This is a genomic window from Pseudomonas sp. MS15a(2019) (assembly GCF_013277805.1).
Taxonomy (GTDB): Bacteria; Pseudomonadota; Gammaproteobacteria; order Pseudomonadales; family Pseudomonadaceae; genus Chryseomonas; species Chryseomonas benzopyrenica.
The window spans coordinates 55,468-71,698 of record NZ_VBTN01000003.1; the positions used below are offsets into that span (position 1 = coordinate 55,468).

At 64.2% G+C, this 16,231-nt stretch carries 16 protein-coding genes; 10 read left to right on the forward strand and 6 right to left on the reverse strand.

Going from position 1 to position 16,231, the window contains the following annotated elements:
• Window positions 1-275: 275 nt before the first annotated feature.
• The gene (locus FEZ61_RS03955) at window positions 276-1,397 is read right to left on the reverse strand and encodes a mechanosensitive ion channel domain-containing protein (RefSeq protein WP_173147336.1); all 1,122 of its coding nucleotides are present in this window, start codon (window positions 1,395-1,397) and stop codon (window positions 276-278) included.
• Window positions 1,398-1,721: 324 nt separating this feature from the next.
• Between FEZ61_RS03955 and FEZ61_RS03960 the strand changes: the two genes are divergently transcribed.
• The 5 genes from FEZ61_RS03960 to tauD all read left to right on the forward strand — a co-directional run bounded on the left by FEZ61_RS03960 (window position 1,722) and on the right by tauD (window position 5,817).
• Window positions 1,722-2,093 carry a response regulator gene (locus FEZ61_RS03960; protein WP_017639939.1) on the forward strand — a complete coding sequence of 124 codons (372 nt, stop codon included), beginning with the start codon at window positions 1,722-1,724 and terminating at the stop codon, window positions 2,091-2,093.
• A 166-nt stretch (window positions 2,094-2,259) separates the two neighbouring features.
• The gene (gene tauA / locus FEZ61_RS03965; RefSeq protein ID WP_173147338.1) at window positions 2,260-3,291 is read left to right on the forward strand and encodes a taurine ABC transporter substrate-binding protein; all 1,032 of its coding nucleotides are present in this window, start codon (window positions 2,260-2,262) and stop codon (window positions 3,289-3,291) included.
• Between the two features lie 70 nt (window positions 3,292-3,361).
• Window positions 3,362-4,150, forward strand: coding sequence for an ATP-binding cassette domain-containing protein (locus FEZ61_RS03970; RefSeq protein WP_173147340.1), 789 nt, complete (start codon window positions 3,362-3,364; stop codon window positions 4,148-4,150).
• Entirely contained in the window at window positions 4,140-4,955 is an 816-nt protein-coding gene (gene tauC, locus FEZ61_RS03975; protein ID WP_026083713.1) for a taurine ABC transporter permease TauC, read from the forward strand. The genes FEZ61_RS03970 and tauC overlap by 11 nt, the downstream gene beginning before the upstream one ends.
• Before the next feature lie 10 nt (window positions 4,956-4,965).
• Complete coding sequence (gene tauD, locus FEZ61_RS03980; RefSeq protein ID WP_173147342.1) at window positions 4,966-5,817, forward strand: taurine dioxygenase; 852 nt, start codon at window positions 4,966-4,968, stop codon at window positions 5,815-5,817.
• Window positions 5,818-5,847: 30 nt separating this feature from the next.
• On the opposite strand, the gene FEZ61_RS24580 is transcribed toward tauD, so the two are convergent.
• Entirely contained in the window at window positions 5,848-5,982 is a 135-nt protein-coding gene (locus FEZ61_RS24580; RefSeq protein WP_017639934.1) for a hypothetical protein, read from the reverse strand.
• 103 nt (window positions 5,983-6,085) lie between these two features.
• Complete coding sequence (locus FEZ61_RS03985; protein ID WP_173147344.1) at window positions 6,086-7,309, reverse strand: acyl-CoA dehydrogenase family protein; 1,224 nt, start codon at window positions 7,307-7,309, stop codon at window positions 6,086-6,088.
• Window positions 7,310-7,972: 663 nt separating this feature from the next.
• Between FEZ61_RS03985 and FEZ61_RS03990 the strand changes: the two genes are divergently transcribed.
• Together FEZ61_RS03990 and solA are read left to right on the forward strand one after the other, a co-directional pair.
• Window positions 7,973-8,971 carry a fatty acid desaturase gene (locus FEZ61_RS03990; protein WP_173147346.1) on the forward strand — a complete coding sequence of 333 codons (999 nt, stop codon included), beginning with the start codon at window positions 7,973-7,975 and terminating at the stop codon, window positions 8,969-8,971.
• A gap of 132 nt (window positions 8,972-9,103) precedes the next feature.
• Window positions 9,104-10,273, forward strand: coding sequence for an N-methyl-L-tryptophan oxidase (solA, locus tag FEZ61_RS03995; RefSeq protein ID WP_173147348.1), 1,170 nt, complete (start codon window positions 9,104-9,106; stop codon window positions 10,271-10,273).
• Here solA and FEZ61_RS04000 read toward each other — a convergent pair.
• Window positions 10,270-10,926 (reverse strand): ion channel, encoded by a 657-nt coding sequence (locus FEZ61_RS04000; RefSeq protein WP_017639931.1) that lies wholly within the window; start codon window positions 10,924-10,926, stop codon window positions 10,270-10,272. The two genes, solA and FEZ61_RS04000, sit on opposite strands and share 4 nt — an antisense overlap.
• Window positions 10,927-11,015: 89 nt before the next feature.
• The gene (locus tag FEZ61_RS04005; protein WP_026083712.1) at window positions 11,016-12,248 is read right to left on the reverse strand and encodes an MFS transporter; all 1,233 of its coding nucleotides are present in this window, start codon (window positions 12,246-12,248) and stop codon (window positions 11,016-11,018) included.
• Between the two features lie 178 nt (window positions 12,249-12,426).
• Here FEZ61_RS04005 and FEZ61_RS04010 point away from each other — a divergent pair, with 178 nt between their 5' ends.
• Together FEZ61_RS04010 and FEZ61_RS04015 are read left to right on the forward strand one after the other, a co-directional pair.
• Window positions 12,427-12,879, forward strand: coding sequence for a MarR family transcriptional regulator (locus FEZ61_RS04010; RefSeq protein WP_017639929.1), 453 nt, complete (start codon window positions 12,427-12,429; stop codon window positions 12,877-12,879).
• Window positions 12,880-12,929: 50 nt separating this feature from the next.
• Window positions 12,930-13,193: a hypothetical protein gene (locus tag FEZ61_RS04015; protein WP_173147350.1), complete on the forward strand. Its 264-nt coding sequence runs from the start codon at window positions 12,930-12,932 to the stop codon at window positions 13,191-13,193.
• Here the strand turns inward: FEZ61_RS04015 and FEZ61_RS04020 are convergent.
• Window positions 13,190-14,380 (reverse strand): MFS transporter, encoded by a 1,191-nt coding sequence (locus FEZ61_RS04020; protein ID WP_173147352.1) that lies wholly within the window; start codon window positions 14,378-14,380, stop codon window positions 13,190-13,192. The two genes, FEZ61_RS04015 and FEZ61_RS04020, sit on opposite strands and share 4 nt — an antisense overlap.
• A gap of 159 nt (window positions 14,381-14,539) precedes the next feature.
• Between FEZ61_RS04020 and FEZ61_RS04025 the strand changes: the two genes are divergently transcribed.
• Window positions 14,540-16,210, forward strand: coding sequence for a methyl-accepting chemotaxis protein (locus FEZ61_RS04025; protein ID WP_173147354.1), 1,671 nt, complete (start codon window positions 14,540-14,542; stop codon window positions 16,208-16,210).
• The last annotated feature ends 21 nt before the right edge of the window (window positions 16,211-16,231 follow it).

Here is a 16,231-nt window from a genome sequence, read left to right on the forward strand (position 1 = left end):
TGGTTCAAAAACGCCTACAGCCGAGCTGCTACAGCCTTTTTGCCGGTCACCTCTTCTGAGATGTCTGGATTTGGGCGAGAACTGCTTCGCGGATTTCCAGATTGCTCTCGCACTGACTCACGGACGACGTCACAAGTTTCCCGCGCGAATGTTGCGGTCTTGCTTCGCGTTGCCAAATACATGCCCAAAAGGTGACGCTCATTCTTGGTGCGCTAAGAAATAAGGGTCAGGTGAACCGCTTTATGGGCGCCTGATCGCTGCAATTGGCCGAAAAATCAGACTTCTGGCTGGCGTACGACTGGCTCCCGCCTTTCGTCGGATCGCGACGTGGGAAGGGCATCGCGGCGCCCCAGTTCAGTCCGTAGCTTGGGCAGACAGAGGGGGAATTCGCGATTGATGTAGGTGATCAGCCGTTCCCGCACAAAGCAGCGCAGGTCCCAGTTCTTCGAGGAATCGCCCGAGCTCACCAGCACCCGGATCTGGATGGAATCATGGGACGCATCGGTCACCTGCAGCACGCAGACACGCTCGTCCCATAAATGGGGCACTTCGGCACAGGCGCGTTCCAATTCGGTGCGGATCGGCGCCAACGGCAGGGAATAGTCAACCCATATGAAGACCGAGCCAATGAGACTGGACGACGAGCGTGTCCAGTTCTGGAAGGGGGTTTCGATGAAATATTGCAGGGGTACCACCAGGCGGCGGTCGTCCCAGATGCGTACCACCACATAGGTACCGGTGATCTCTTCCACGCGCCCCCATTCACCCTCGACGATGACCACGTCATCCAGCCGGATCGGTTGGGTCACGGCGATCTGCAGGCCGGCGATGAGATTGCCCAGGACCGGGCGCGCGGCGATGCCCGCCACCAGGCCGGCGACACCAGCGGAGGCGAGCAGGCTCGCACCTACTTGGCGCACCGCCGGAAAGGTCATCAGCATCAAGGCGATACCCACCAGCAGGACGATGAAGCTGAGGCTGCGCACCAGCACCCGGTTCTGCGTCTGAATCCGGCGGGCCCGCAGGTTGTCCACCACATCCACCGGATTGCGCAGGGCGATTGTGGCCCCGACGGCCTTGACCGCCCGGAGGCCCAGCCAGGTAAAGGCAGCGATGCTCAGTAGACCGGTGACGTGCTGTACGGCGCGCAACAGTGGCAGGGCATCGGGTGCGGAGTTCCAGACACCTTGGAGCACCACCAGGGGTACGGCGAGGCGTGCGGGTTTTTCTGCGTACTTGACCAGGCTGCGAGCGAGCAGAAAGGGACTGGCCAGGCGGCGGATGGCGGCGAATGCCAGCGTCAGGGCGATGGTACTGATCAGCAGGGCGACCGCCGCCGCAATCAGCGTGGTGATCCAGGGGGCGTTGAGCCAACCCGTCCAATCGATGGCCGTCATGCGCATTTTCCTCCGGCAGACGGCTCCCCGTGATCCTGAAAAGCTGACACGCCGGAATCGCGAGGGAGCCTTTCGAGATACCTGTTTTCCGACTGAGGAGCTCCGGTACGGTTCCCTGGAGAAACCAGGCTTTCTGGTAATACCACCCCTAAAGTTGAAAGCTTTGGTAACCGGACAATTTTTTTGTAGTCAGTGAGGCAGGATGTCGCACCACACGTCTAAGCTCAGGGGAGACTGCGCAGCTGACGCCGGATAGGAGTAGAATTCGCGCCCCAACGAGATACGTCCAGTCAGATGGCGGACCTGCGGAGATCGAGCGGATTTATGAAACCAGTGGTAGTGGTCGTCGAAGACGAGAACATGTTGCTCGGGCTGATGGAAGAGGTGCTCGAAGGTGAAGGCTTTCAGGTGCGCACCTTCGGTACCGCGGATCAAGCCTGGGAGTACCTGTCGAGTGCGCGTCCGACGCCGGATCTGCTGATCACCGATGTCCGCATGCCAGGTGCCATCGATGGTCTGGAGCTGGCGCGCCGCGTCAAGCAGCAGCTGCCGGGTCTGCCCATCATCGTCTCTTCGGGTTATTTCGAAGAACTCCAGCCCGAACGCGCCCCCGATATCTACTATCTGCCCAAGCCCTGGCGCTTCGACGATCTGCTGGCTGGCTGCTTCCGCTTCCTCAATCAGCGCAAAGGCTGATCCCTGTCTCTTGCGGCCTGGTTCCAGGCCGCGGCTCGCTGTTCGGAACGGTTACCTTGCCAGCCTGTAAATGACCTTCCGGCTCTCTGCCTAAGCTGATTCCATATAGTTATTTATCAAGCGATCTTTAGATCGTTTAGCTTGGCCTCCAACAGGCATCGCGTTGATGCCGAGGACGCGCTTTGGCGCGTCTGCCGACAAGGAGGCCTTTGTGAATTCGCTGATCAAATCCCTGGTTCTGACTGTAGGCATGGCAGCGCTCGCGGGGCAGGCGTCCGCGGTCGATCTGGTGGTGGGCTACCAGACCGGTGTCGATCCATCCAAGGTCGCCCAGGCCGATGGCCTCTACGATAAGGCGGTCGGTCAGAAGATCGACTGGCGCCGTTTCAACAATGGTCCCGAGGTCGTCGCCGCACTGGCTTCGGGGGATGTGCAAATCGGCAATCTAGGTTCCAGCCCCCTGGCAGCGGCCACCTCGCGCAAGCTGCCGCTGGTGACCTTCCTCGTCGCCGCACAGATCGATTCCGCCGAAGCCCTGGTGGTGCGCAATGGCAGCGGTATCGACCAACCCGAGCAACTGGTTGGCAAGACCATCGCCACCCCCTTCGTCTCCACCTCGCACTACAGCCTGCTCGGTGCGCTCAAGCACTGGGGCGTGGACCCGACCAAGGTCAAGATCGTCAATCTCAATCCCACCGAGATCGCCGCGGCCTGGCGCCGGGGCGACATCGATGGCGCCTTTGTCTGGTCACCGGCGTTGGGCGAGATCAAGAAGAACGGCAAGGTCCTCGCCGATGCGGCCCAGGTAGGCAGCTGGGGGGCACCGACCTTCGAGGTCTGGGTGGCGCGCAAGGACTTCGCTGAAAAGCATCCCGAGATCCTCGCCCAGTACGCCAAGGTCACCTTGCAGGCCTTCGCCGACTATCAGGCCCACGGCAAGGACTGGAACGCCGGGTCCGAGCAGGCCAAGAAGATCGCTCGCCTGACCGGCGCGGACGCCGCTGATGTGCCTGAGCTCCTCGCCGGGTCCCGTTATCCGGATGCCGAGGCCCAGCTGGGCCCTGAGCTGCTCGGTGGTGGCACGGCCAAGGCCATCGCCCGTACCGCCGAATTCCTCAAGGAGCAGAAGCGCATTCCCACGGTGCTCGACGACTACTCGCCCTATGTCAGCGCCGAATACGTCCGCGCGGCCCAGTAACGACCCTTCTTCACGCCACGACTCGCCCCTCTTTGGAGGGGCTTTTTTTCCCTGCCGACAGGAGCCGGTCATGAGTCGACTCACCCTGGAACAGGCCAGTCTCGGATTCGTCCGCGGTGGTCGCCGTCAACCGATCTTGCAGCAGCTCGACCTCGCGGTGGAGAAGGGCGCTTCCCTGGTGGTACTGGGGCCGTCCGGCTGCGGTAAATCCAGCCTGCTCAACGTCCTCGCCGGGTTCCAGCCGCTGGACGCGGGGCGTGTGCAGCTCGATGGTCGTACCTTGGCGGGACCGGGCGGCGAGCGCGGCGTGGTGTTCCAGGACGATGCCCTGATGCCTTGGCTCAATGCCCTCGACAATGTCGCGCTCGGCTTGCGCCTGCGGGGGTTGAGCCGGCGTGAACGCGAGGACAAGGCCCGCGAGATGCTCGACCTGGTCGGGCTGGCGCACCATGCCGGCCATGGCATCGGCGAATTGTCCGGGGGGCAGCGCCAGCGCCTGGGGCTCGCCCGCGCCCTGGCGGTGGATCCGGATTTCCTGCTGCTGGACGAACCCTTCGGCGCCCTCGACGCCCTGACCCGGGAACGGATGCAGGTGCTGCTGCTGGAGGTATGGAAGCGCACCGGCAAGGGCCTGTTCCTCATCACCCACAGCGTCGATGAGGCGCTGTTTCTGGCCACCGAACTGCTGGTGCTGGACGGGCCGCCGGCGCGCATCGTGCGGCGCCTGGACGTGCCTTTCGCCCGCCGTTATCTGGCAGGGGAGCCCGTTCGCCAGATCAAGGCCGATCCCCGTTTCGCCGAGCTGCGCCAGGAGTTGCTCGACCTCTTTCTGCAGGAGTCGCCCGACCATGTCCTCTGACACCCTCGTTTCCACTCTGCAAGACTCCCGAGAGCGCCGTCGATTGCGCCTGGATCGCCGTCGCGTGGCGGCGCTAGGCACCTTGGCCGGCGTGGCGACGCTCTGGTGGAGCGCGACCCATCTGGGCTGGGTGGACACCCTGTTCCTGCCGTCGCCCGAGCAACTGCTGGTCGCCCTGCAGGGGCTGCTCGCCGAGGGCTACCTGGATGCCAGCCTCTGGCAACACCTGGGCACCAGCCTCCTGCGAGTCCTGGCTGCGCTACTGGCAGCCGTGTTGACCGCGGTGCCCCTGGGTATCGCCATGGGCCTCAATCCCACGCTGAATGCCGCACTGGATCCACTGGTGGAGTTCTATCGACCGATCCCGCCGCTGGCCTATCTGCCGCTGATGGTGATCTGGTTCGGTATCGGCGAGTTGTCCAAGGTGCTGCTGATCTATCTGGCGCTGTTCGCACCGTTGCTGATCGCCACCGTGGGCGGGGTGCGGCGGGTCGATCGAGCGCGTCTCCAGGCAGTGCGCTGCCTGGGCGCGTCGCGAGGGCAGGTGGTGCGTCACGTCATCCTCCCCAGCGCCTTGCCGGACATTCTCACCGGCCTGCGTATCGCCCTGGGTGTGGGCTGGTCGACCCTGGTGGCGGCCGAGCTGATCGCCGCCAATCGCGGCCTGGGCTTCATGGTGCAATCGGCGGCGCAATTCATGGCCACCGACGTGGTGGTGGTGGGCATCCTGCTGATCGCCAGCATCGCGCTGTCCATCGAGCTCGGCTTGCGCGCCCTGCAGCGCCGATACGCCGGTTGGCGCTGAGGAGCTCACGATGGCCATCACCTTCGAACGTCTCGGCTCTGCCTTGGGTGCGCGCGTCCATGGCCTGGATCTGCGCGAGGCCCTGGATCCCGCCAGCCATGTCGCACTGCATCGGGGATTGCTGGAGCACCAGGTGCTGTTCCTCCGTGACCAGTTGCTCACGCCTCGCCAGCAACGGGACGTAGCCGCCCACTTCGGTGATCTGCACATCCATCCGATCTATCCCAAGCATCCCGAGCAGCAGGAAATCCTGGTGCTGGATACCGAGTTGAACGATCTGCGGGACAATGCGCTCTGGCATACCGACGTCACCTTCATCCAGACGCCACCCCTGGGATCGCTGCTGAGCGCACGCCAGGTGCCGGCGTACGGCGGCGACACCCTCTGGGCGAGCAATTCGGCGGCCTATGCGGCCTTGTCCGCGCCGCTGCGCGAATTGCTCGACGGCCTGAGCGCCTGGCACGACCTGAGCAAGTCCTTTCCACTGGAACGCTTCGGCCATACCGCGGAGGGCCTGCAGAGCTTCAACGCGGCACGCGCCGCCAATCCGCCGGTACGCCATCCGGTGGTACGGGTACATCCGGAAACCGGGGTCAAGGGATTGTTCGTCAGCGCCGGCTTCACCACCCGGATCCACGAGTTGGAAGAGGCCGAAAGCGATGCGCTGCTGCAGCTGCTGTTCGCCCATGCCGCCCGACCGGAGTTCCAGGTGCGCTGGCAATGGCGGGCGGGCGACCTGGCCTTCTGGGACAATCGCATCACCCAGCACTATGCCTGCGACGACTATCGTCCCCAGCGTCGCGTGATGCATCGGGCGACCATTCTGGGTGACCGTCCGCGTGGCCCTGGCGAGGCGCGGTGATGGCGCGTGCCGCGACCGGGAGCGGCGGGATCAGTTGCCCAGGACGTCGACCAGCCCCAGGACGAAGAACAGCACGATGCACACCGCCGCCACGACGACAGGGATGAAGCGCGGATCCTTGATAGCCTTCCACATGGCCTGACGATTGCTGCGCGACCTTTCCATGACACCGCTCCTGGGAGAAAGCCGGCGAGCTTAAAGCATCGCCGGGGGCGGCGAACAGCGGGGCAGGGCCGCTCTCGTCGGCGTTTCCGGCTGCTTCGGCAGCCTAGGCGACGCCGATCTTCCATTGCGGCGGTGGCGGAGTGCCGTTGACCGCGAAGTCACCGACGATACGATCCTTGTAGATGCGCGGATTGTGGGAGGCGAGGGTGCGGGCATTGCGCCAGAAGCGATCCAGTCCCAAGGGTCTCAGCGTGGCCGAGGCGCCCAAGGCATCGAACAGGCGGCCGGAGGCGTCGATGATCAGGTCCGTGACCACATTGAGCGATTGGCAGACCTCCAGTTCGGCCAGTGCCACGGCGCTGTCCTCAGCAGCCTGGTCGTCCGCCTGCCGGAGGTCATGCACGCGCTGCAATGCCTCGGCATTCTTCAGCGCGATCACCCCGGCGCAATAGGCGGCGCTGCGTACCTGGCCCACCACGGCCAGCACCTGCGGATCCTGGCTGACACGGTCGGCGTTGCCGATGGTGAAGGTGCGGGTACGGGCCGCGACCGCGGCGGCCACCTCGCTGCTCATGGCCCGGCCCAGGCCCGCCAGATTGGCGAGGTGAAAGACCTGGAAGAAGCCGGGCGAATAGCGGAAGCGCTCGCCCACGGTGACCACATCGGTGGGTTCCACCCGCACATTGGTGAAGGTCGCCGTGCCACTGGCGGTCAGGGTCTGGCCGAAACCGTTCCAGTCGTCCACCACCTCGACGCCGGGCGTCTCGCGGCGGACAGTGGCCATTACGCGGTCGCCAGCGTCGTCGGTGGCACCCACGTCGATCCAGTCGGCATAGAGCGAACCGGTGGTGTAGAACTTGGTGCCGGAGAGCAGCAGGGCGTCTCCCTCCCGGCGCAAGCGGGTGCTGAATTCGGCCCGCCGGGCATCGCCGACTTCGCTGGACGCCGGACCCAGGGTTTCGCCGGCGGCAATACGGGCGAACCAGCGTGTGCGGCGTGCCTGGTCATCGCTGTTGAGCAACCCTTCGACAAAGCCCATGTGACCGCGCAGCGCCTGGACCAGATTGGAATCCGCCTCGCCGAGCTCGATGAGCAGGGCGAACAACTCTGGCAGCGTGACACCGGCGCCACCGTGCTCGATCGGTACTCGCAACGCGGTGAAGCCGGCCGCCTTCAGCCAGTCCAGTTCTTCGACCGGCAGCCGCCGCTGCACCTCGCGCTCGATGGCGCCTGCGCGAATGCGCTGGAACAGCGGCTGGAAGCGCGCTGAGAGTTCGGCATGGCGTTCGGAAGGGCCGGCGCCCCAGCCTGCGGAGAGGGTGCTCATGGGATAGGAGATCCTTGTGGTCGTGTCGGGCGGGATTCAGGGCAAGCGAGGCCAAGACGGGCCATTTCGGTGTGGGCGGCGTTGGTGCGACCGATCAGCAGGATCGTCGCGACCAGGCGATGAACCAGGTCGTTCAGCGCCGGTAGCCTCGTTACCGGGCGACAGCCAGGGGATTTGGCCTGTCCGTGAGCGGCTGCCCGCCGCACCTTGACCCGGCGCGGGTGGAAGGCCCGCTGGCTCGCAGGGCCTTTCGCCGCGAAAAAGCGCGCGGTCTTAGTGCTAGGGAAAATATCGATAAAGAAGCGCATGGCCACTTCTGGCAGAACGAAAGTCCAACGAGTCTAGAAGACTTGCGGAGAGCGCTGCCAATCTTCAAAGCTGCTAAGGATATGCCCTTAGTTGTCTCGCCAGATAACTGTCTTTCCGGCAACACCTGAACTCAGTTAATGGGTTTTTTACTTCTAAGCTTAGGCTTTTAAAGCTAGGGGTATAAAGCAGTGAGTGATGGAAAGTTGGTGTCGGAACCCGTTTGGAATAGCGCTGGAGTTGTCTAGACCGAATGCCCGAGAGCAACTTCTTCATGAGGTAATGCTTTAACGATATTTGGCTTCTCGACTGTTTGTCCCTAGGGTCACCACTGTTATCCGCTATCAGGACCCCGTGGTGACTGTCTATCTGGATGCGCGGCATCGCCGCCTGGTCAAATTACTTCTGAGTACCTTTGCCGCCCGCAGCGAGTGGCCTACCTGGGGGCTGGTGGTTGGCGTTTACGCCAGTTGGCTGACGCTCATCTGGGCCTGGCCATTGCTCGGCTACTGGACACTGCCGCCGCTGATACTGGTCGTGGTGCTGCACCAGTCCCTGCAACACGAGCTGATCCATGGTCACCCCACGCGTTGGTCCCGTGTGAATGCGCTGTTGGCCTATCCGCCGCTCGGCCTCTGGTTTCCCTTTCCGCTCTACCGCGATAGCCATCTGGCCCACCATCGCCGCGAGACCCTTACCGACCCCGCGCTGGATCCCGAGAGCCGCTATGTCGATGGGGAGCTATGGGAGCGGCGAGGACAGACCGGGCGTGCCTTGCTCTGGCTGGACAAGACCCTGATCGGGCGAATCCTGGTGGGACCGGTCCTGTCGCTGCACGGCATGCTGGATCACGAACGGGGTCGCTGGCGGCGTGGCGAGCAGGGCGTACTGCGCGTCTGGCTGGAGCATCTGGCGCTGTGCGCGGGACTGCTTCTGACGATCCACGGGCTGTCTGGAATGCCCGTCGCCGTCTATGTGCTGGGGGTCGCCTGGCCGGCGCTGGCGTTGGCACTGGTCAGATCCTTCTACGAGCATCGCCCGGCCGTGGATCCTGCCCAGCGCTGCGTGCTCAACGAAAGCGGCGGGGCCATGCGCTGGCTGTTTCTCAACAATACCCTGCACCTGGTTCACCACGATCTTCCGGGCTTGCCCTGGTATCTCATCCCGCGGGTCTACCGCGCCCGGCGCGGTGCCTACCGGATGCGCAGCGGTGATTTCGTGTTCTCCGGTTATCGCGAACTGGGTCGGCGTTTTGGCTGGCGCGCCGTGGATGCACCGTTACACCCTACGGCGCCCCTTTCAGCGCGCCCGCTAGGGACCGAGGATCGCCCTTGCGTTTCCAGTCTTCCCTGGTAATACCACCCCTTCGTAAAAGATCCCTGCGTGTCTCGCACCGTGCCAAATGGAAAACAGGGTGGTGCAGTGCCCCTTACGACCTTGGCAGCTCTGCTAGAGTGCCCACTCCGCCAGGATGCCCAGGAGATAGGCGTGCAAGACTCGACCTTTGACGTGATCGTGCTGGGGCTGGGCGCCATGGGTTCGGCCACGCTTTACCACTTGGCCAAGCGTGGCGTGAAGGTCGCGGGCATCGATCGCCATTCGCCACCCCACGACCTGGGTTCCAGTCACGGCGCAACGCGCATTACCCGCCAGGCGGTGGGCGAGGGCGCAGCCTACGTGCCCCTGGCGCTCCGCTCGCAGCAGCTCTGGCGCGAGCTGGAAGCGGAGCGGGGCGTCAGCCTCTTCGAGCAATGTGGCGTGCTGATCATGACCGCCACGGCGACGGCCACCTCCCATCACGGTCGCCCGGATTTCACCCGGGCGACGCTGGAACTGGCTCGCCAATACGGCATCCCCCACGAAGCCTGGGAGGGCGCCGCCATTCGCCAGCGTTTCCCGCAATTTCGCGTGGCAGACGATGCCCTCGGCTATTTCGAGCCGGGAGGCGGCTATCTGTATCCGGAAGCCTGTATCCAGGCGCAGCTGGACGGGGCTCGGGAGCGGGGTGCGCGGATCCAAACCGATACGGTCATCGAACGCCTGGAAGCGGACGGGCAGGGCGTGCGACTGCATTCTGCCCAAGGCAGCTGGCGCGCGAAGCGGGTCATCGTCGCCGCCGGCATGTGGAGCGCTGAACTGCTGGGAGCGCCTTTCGATCGGTTGCTGCGCGTTTGCCGCCAGAGCCTGCATTGGTTCGAGGTGGCCGACCCCACGCTGTTTCCGAGCGATTCGCCCAGCTTCATCCTGGCCCACGGCAGTGGCGACGCCGATCTCTTCTACGGCTTTCCACCGTTGCCCGGCGAGAACGCCGTAAAGGTCGCCACCGAACAATATACGGATAATACCACCCCTATATGCATTGATCGAAATCTACACCCGGAAGAATCGCACCAGCTGTTCAGTGATCAAGTGGGGAGGTGGGTCGGCGGTCTTTCGGCGCGCACGGTGCGCAGCGCCGTCTGCGCCTACACCGTCACACCCGATTTCGGTTTCATCGTCGACGAGCATCCCGCGCTGCCGGGCGTGACCGTGGTCAGCGCCTGTTCGGGACATGGCTTCAAGCATTCGGCCGCGCTGGGCGAGGCGCTTGCCCAGCGCGTGACCACCGGGCACAGCGACATCGATCTGGACAGCTTCAGCCTGGCGAGATTCGGCTAGCGGTTGCGCACCGTCAGGGTGACCAACCGGGTCACTACCAGGGCGATATACATGACCCCGGAGAACTGACCGAGCATGACCAGCGAGCGCGCCATCGGCTTGATCGGGTAGATGTCGCTCAGGCCGACACCCGACAGGATGGCGAAGCTGACGTAGAGCAGCTCCGTCCAGGTGCGGGCGGCGAGAGGATCGTTGGCGGCGGTGAAACTGTTGGGCTGCAGGATCTGACAGGCCGAATAGGCGTGAGCGAAGGCCCAGGCCAGCAGTGTGAAAGTCGCGCCCACTGCGAAAAGTTCGTCGGTGGTGGCTCGCTGATCCTCCATCATGTAGGCGATGAGGCTGCCAGCGGCATAGAAATAGAAGATCGCATCGAGGATGGCCAGGGACACCACCAGGTGCCGATTGCCATGCCATTCCACCAGTACCGTGAGCACCAGGATGCAGCCGGCGAGGATGAAGCCCAGCCATTGGATGGTCGGGCTGCGTCGGACCATGCGCAGGGCGGTGGCCAGGACGATGATGCCAAAGGCACCGATGATGGCGCGACCATGCTCTTCCTGTTCCACGAAGGGATAGAGCAGCAGGCCGAGCAACTGGATGAACAGCAGGTTGGCGGAAGGATAACGGACCAGGTAGTGCAGCGGACTCTTCATCGCGACTCGGCGAAAGCTCAAGGGGCGGCCAGCGTAGCGGGTGGCGCAGCGCTTCGCCACGGGAGCCTTGCGCCCCCGTGGCTTGGGCCTCAGACCGCCTTGCGGCGGGTGGACGGCAGCAGGATGGTGAGGATGCCCAGCAGCGGCATGTAGGAGCACAGCTGGTAAACGTACTCGATGCCGCGATGGTCTGCCAGATTGCCCAGGCCGGCGGCGGCGATGGCGCTGAAGCCGAACATCAGGCCAAAGAATATTCCGGCGATCATGCCGACGTTGCCCGGGACCAGTTCCTGGGCGTAGACCACGATGGCCGAAAAGGCCGAAGCCAGAATGAAGCCGATGACGACGCTGAGCACACTGGTCCAGAACAGATCGACGTAGGGTAGCGCGAGGGTGAAGGGCGCCGCACCCAGGATCGAGAACCAGATGACGGCCTTGCGACCGATGCGATCGCCGATGGGGCCACCGAAGAAGGTGCCCGCCGCGACTGCACCCAGGAAGAGAAAGAGGTGCAGCTGGGAGCTGGCCACCGAGAGACCGAATCTTTCGATCAGGTAGAAGGTGAAGTAGCTGGTGATGCTGGCCATGTAGATGTACTTGGAGAACACCAGCAAGGCCAGCACGATCAAGGCGAAGGTCACTCGCCCGCGCGACAGGCCGTGGCTGACCGCGGCCGCTTTGCGACCCTTGGCGCTGCGCAGGTGATTGCGATACCAGCGCGATAGCCCGTATTGCACGCCGATGGCGAACAGCGCGAAGAGCGCGAACCAGGCGACGTGGGTCTGGCCGTAGGGGATGACGATGGCTGCGGCCAGCAGCGGGCCGATGGCCGTGCCGGCGTTGCCGCCGACCTGGAAGGTGGATTGCGCCAGACCGAAGCGACCGCCCGACGCCAGGCGCGCCACCCGCGAAGTTTCGGGATGGAAGGTCGAGGAGCCGACACCGATCAGCGCCGACGCAGCCAGGATTGCCGGAAAGCTGCCGACAAAGGCGAGCAGCAGTACGCCAATCAGGGTGCAGACCATGCCAGCCGGCAGCAGATAGGGTTTAGGATGGCGGTCGGTGTGGAAACCGATCCAGGGTTGCAGCAGGGAGGCAGTGATCTGGAAGGCCAGGGTGATCAGACCGATCTGGGTAAACGTCAGACCATAGCTGTCCTTGAGCATCGGATAGATCGATGGCAGTACGGACTGGATCAGGTCGTTGATCAGATGGGCAAGCGCACAGGAGGCCAAGATTCCTGCTACCAGCGGCGAAGCGCCTGCGGCAACGGCGGTTGGAGTTTCGCCAGCGGTGGCTGGCGTGGCAGGGGAAACGGCCATGCAGGTATTACCCTTATTATTTATGTCCAGCCGCTCACTGTGGCATCCTGTGGCATCGGAATCCAGTGCCAGTTACCGGATGTTTCCGGCAACCGACCCCTTATCATCTGGGCTATTGACCTGGATTGGGATCGATCGCACCTTCCACTCTTTCACGCTTTTTGTAATGGCAAATCCCATGACAGCCAAAGATCCACTGCTCCTCGATCAGCAATTGTGCTTCTCCCTGTATTCGGCTTCGCTGGCGATGACGCAGCTCTACAAGCCCCTGCTGGAGAGCATGGGCCTGACCTTTCCACAATATTTGATCATGCTGGTGCTCTGGGAGCACGACGGCCTCACCCTCAAGGAGCTGTCCAACCGTCTGCGACAGGATTCCGGCGCCCTGACCCCGGTGGTCAAGCGTCTCGAAGCGGGCGGACTGGTCACGCGCCGCCGCAGCGCGGAAGACGAGCGCAATCTGTCGATCGAACTGACGCCTGCAGGTCGCACGCTGCGGGAGCAGGCCAATGGCGTAAACGGCCGGGTTCGGGAAGTGTGCGCGCTGGGCGACGCCGGATTGGATGACTTGCGCGAGACGCTGGTGATGCTGCGCAATCGACTGGACGAGGAAGGCAATCCGACTTCCTGAACCAACCGGGGACGCACGGTTCCCATGGCTACAGCCGCCGGGGAATTCGCATGACCTTCACCTACCAGCCCGATCAAGATTACCTGCTCGTGGACCTCACCAGCGGTCGCACTGCGGGCAAGTTGCTGCAGGGCGAGCTGCACATCGCCAAGAGCTGCCAGGAAGAGGATCCCCGGACCTATGCGCAGCTGCTCGACGAAACGCTGCGCAGCACCCTGGGCGACGAGGTCGGCCAACGCAAGGGGGATATCCTCACCCTGCGTCGTACCGGTATCAAACTGCGCCTGGTCCCTCTGGAAATCGCCTGTGACTAGGCGGCGCCACGGCCAAGGAGCGTCCTGAACAACCAGGCGACCAGCGCCACGTTGATCAGCGCCAGCAGGCAGAGCAATCCCAGCACTGCCTGCGGACCTTGGTGCTCCAGCACATAACCGCAAAGCAGGGGCGTGGCCGCCTGGCCCAAGAGCGCCGGGCGCGCCATCCGCCCCAGGATCGTGGCGTATTCGGCTGGACTCCACAGCGCCAGGGGCAAGGCGCCGCGAATGATCGCCCTGAGGCCATTGCCTGCGCCGAAGATCACCAGACCCACTACCGTCACCCAGACGAGGCTCGGCCCCAGGGTCACCAGCAGCAGACCGACTGCCGTGCAGATCACCGAGGCCAGGGCCGTCCACAGGGGGTGGCCATTGCGATTGAGCAGGTCGATGATCCGCGAGGCCACCTGGCTCGGCCCCAGGCAGGCGCTCAGGGCCACCGCGCTCGCCAGGCTGTAGCCAAGGCCCTGCAGCAGGGTGATCAGCTGGATGGAAATGGCCGTCATCAGCACGGCGCCCAGGGTGAAGAGCGCCGTGAGCACGGTATAGAGCAGACGGTTTACCGCTACCTCCGGCGCCACCTGACTTGGCCGTGGTGCCTGGGCGGCGAGGGCTGGCGCGGGCAGGGCGCGCCGGTACAGGGGCCAGATCGTCAGCAAGAGAACGGCCGCATAGGCCAGGCAGGCACCGCGCCAGCCGAGGTGACTGACCATGAAGGCCGCGACGGGCCAGGTGATGGCGGTACAGAAGCCGGATACCAGGGTGATGCCGCTGATCGCCGAGCGAGCCTGGGCGCCGTAGCAGGTACCCAGGGTGGCGAACAGTGCATCGTAGAGACCGGCGGCCATGCCGATGCCCATCACCACCCAGGCCAGCAGGAACACCGGCAGATATTGGGCGCAGGCCATTAGCGTCAGGCCGGCGGCGACGCCCAGTCCGCTCAGCGACAGCAACGTGCGGCCACCCTGGCGGGCGATCAGGCGTCCGCAAGCGGGTGCCAGCAACCCGGACACCAGCACCCCGAGCGAGAGACCCCCATAGACCCATTGGCGAGACCAGCCGGTCTCCTGAACCACCGGATCGGCGAGCACGGCCAGAATGAAGAAGGAACCACCCCAGACGAGGATCTGAGCGACGCCGAGCAGCAGGATGTGGGACGTGGAGGCCTTGGCGGAAACGACGGACATGGCGGACTGCACCGACCGGAAAGGAGGAGGCGGACCTTAGCGGCGACCCTTCTTCACCGCAATCGTCTGATTTGTTTTTTGGCGCCAGTATTTTGCAATCAATCCGACATCTCCCTTGCCTAGACTGCTGACTCGAACGTCTTTTTGCAGTGACCTTCCATGCGCCGTATCCTCGCTCCATTTCGTCGTCTGTCGCGTCGTTCCTGGCTGAGAGCTTTAAAGACCGGTCCGCGGATGCTGTGTTCCTTTACCTTCGCCGCCGTCCTGCTCGCCGGGCTGGGCAGCTTTTCGCTATGGGAAATGCAGCAGTTGCGTCGTCAGGCCCTGAGCATGGAACAGGACTGGTTGCCGAGCATCGCCATCGCCGATTCGCTGGCGATCAACCTCGGCAAGTTGCGCAACCAGGCCTCGGTGGTCCTGCTCAACGCCGAAGACCCGGGCGCCGTGGCCATGAGCCGAGTGACCCTGGAGCAGCTGGTCAACGAGACCGACCAACTGTTCCGCGACTATGAGCCGGTCATCACCGATGCGACCGAGCGGGATTCGGTCAAGGCCCTGCACGAGGCCTACCTGCCTTTCGTGGAAGGACTGCGCGAGGAGGTGCGTTTGATCGAGCAGCAGCAGCTTCCGGCTGCGCGGATGCAGCTGGATACCGTGGTTGGCCTCAAGGGCGACCTGATGGACATGCAGGTGCAGCTCCTGCGCGAATTGAACAAGCAGGGCGCCGCCCAGGCCAAGGAGGTGGCCAATGCCCAGTTCCTCCAGGCCCGCGCCATCGTCTGGTCGGTCATTGGCGGCGCCATTCTCCTCTTGCTGCTGCTGGCCTGGCGGCTGACCCGGAGCGTGGTGCAGCCGCTGCGGCAGGCACTGGGCATCTCCGCCGGCATCGCCGCGGGTGACCTGCGGCAGACCATCCAGCCTCAAGGACGCGACGAGGCGGCCATGCTGCTGCTGGCACTGGAGCGCATGCAAGGCAATCTGCGCGAGGTGCTGGCCCATACCGGCAATGCCTCCGAGCAGTTGGCCTCGGCCTCGACCCAGATGAGCGCGGTAATGGATGAGAGCAGCCGCAACCTGGAGCAGCAGACGACCGATATCCAGCACGCGGCGGATGCGGTCAATCTGCTCAATCAGGCGGTGCAGTCGGTGTGCGAGCACGCCACATCCACCTCCGCCGAATCGCGTCGCTGCGTCGATCAGGCCAAGCAGGGGCAGGCGCAGGTGCAGCAGACGCTGGTCGCCATCACTCAATTGGTGGGTAACGTGGATGAAGCCGCTACCCAGGCCGATCACCTGGCCGAGCAGTCCAAGGGCATCAGCAAGATGCTCGACGTCATCCGGAACGTAGCGGAGCAGACCAACCTGCTGGCGCTCAATGCCGCCATCGAGGCCGCCCGTGCGGGTGATGCCGGGCGGGGCTTCGCCGTGGTGGCCGACGAGGTGCGTGGCTTGGCGCGGCGTACCGGCGAGTCCACCCGGGAGATCGAGGGCCTGATCGACGGTGTGCAGCAGGTCAGCGAGAAGACCGTGGTCGCCCTCGACCAGAGCCGGATCCAGGCCAGCCACACCCGCGAGCAGGCGCAGGCGACCTGGCAGGTGCTGGAGGGCATCACCCAGGCCATCACCGCCATTGGCCAGCGCAACGACGCCATCGCCGCGGCCACCGAAGAGCAGACCGCCACCACCGCGGCGGTCGATCGCAATCTGACGCTGATCCGCGACGCGGCGACCCAGACGTCCGCCGGCGCTCAGCAGACCAGCGCCAGCAGCCAGCAACTTTCCGCCCTGGCTGCCGATCTGCACAATGCCTTGCAGCGCTTCGTGGTCTAGGTTCTGTACGAAACGTCGCCG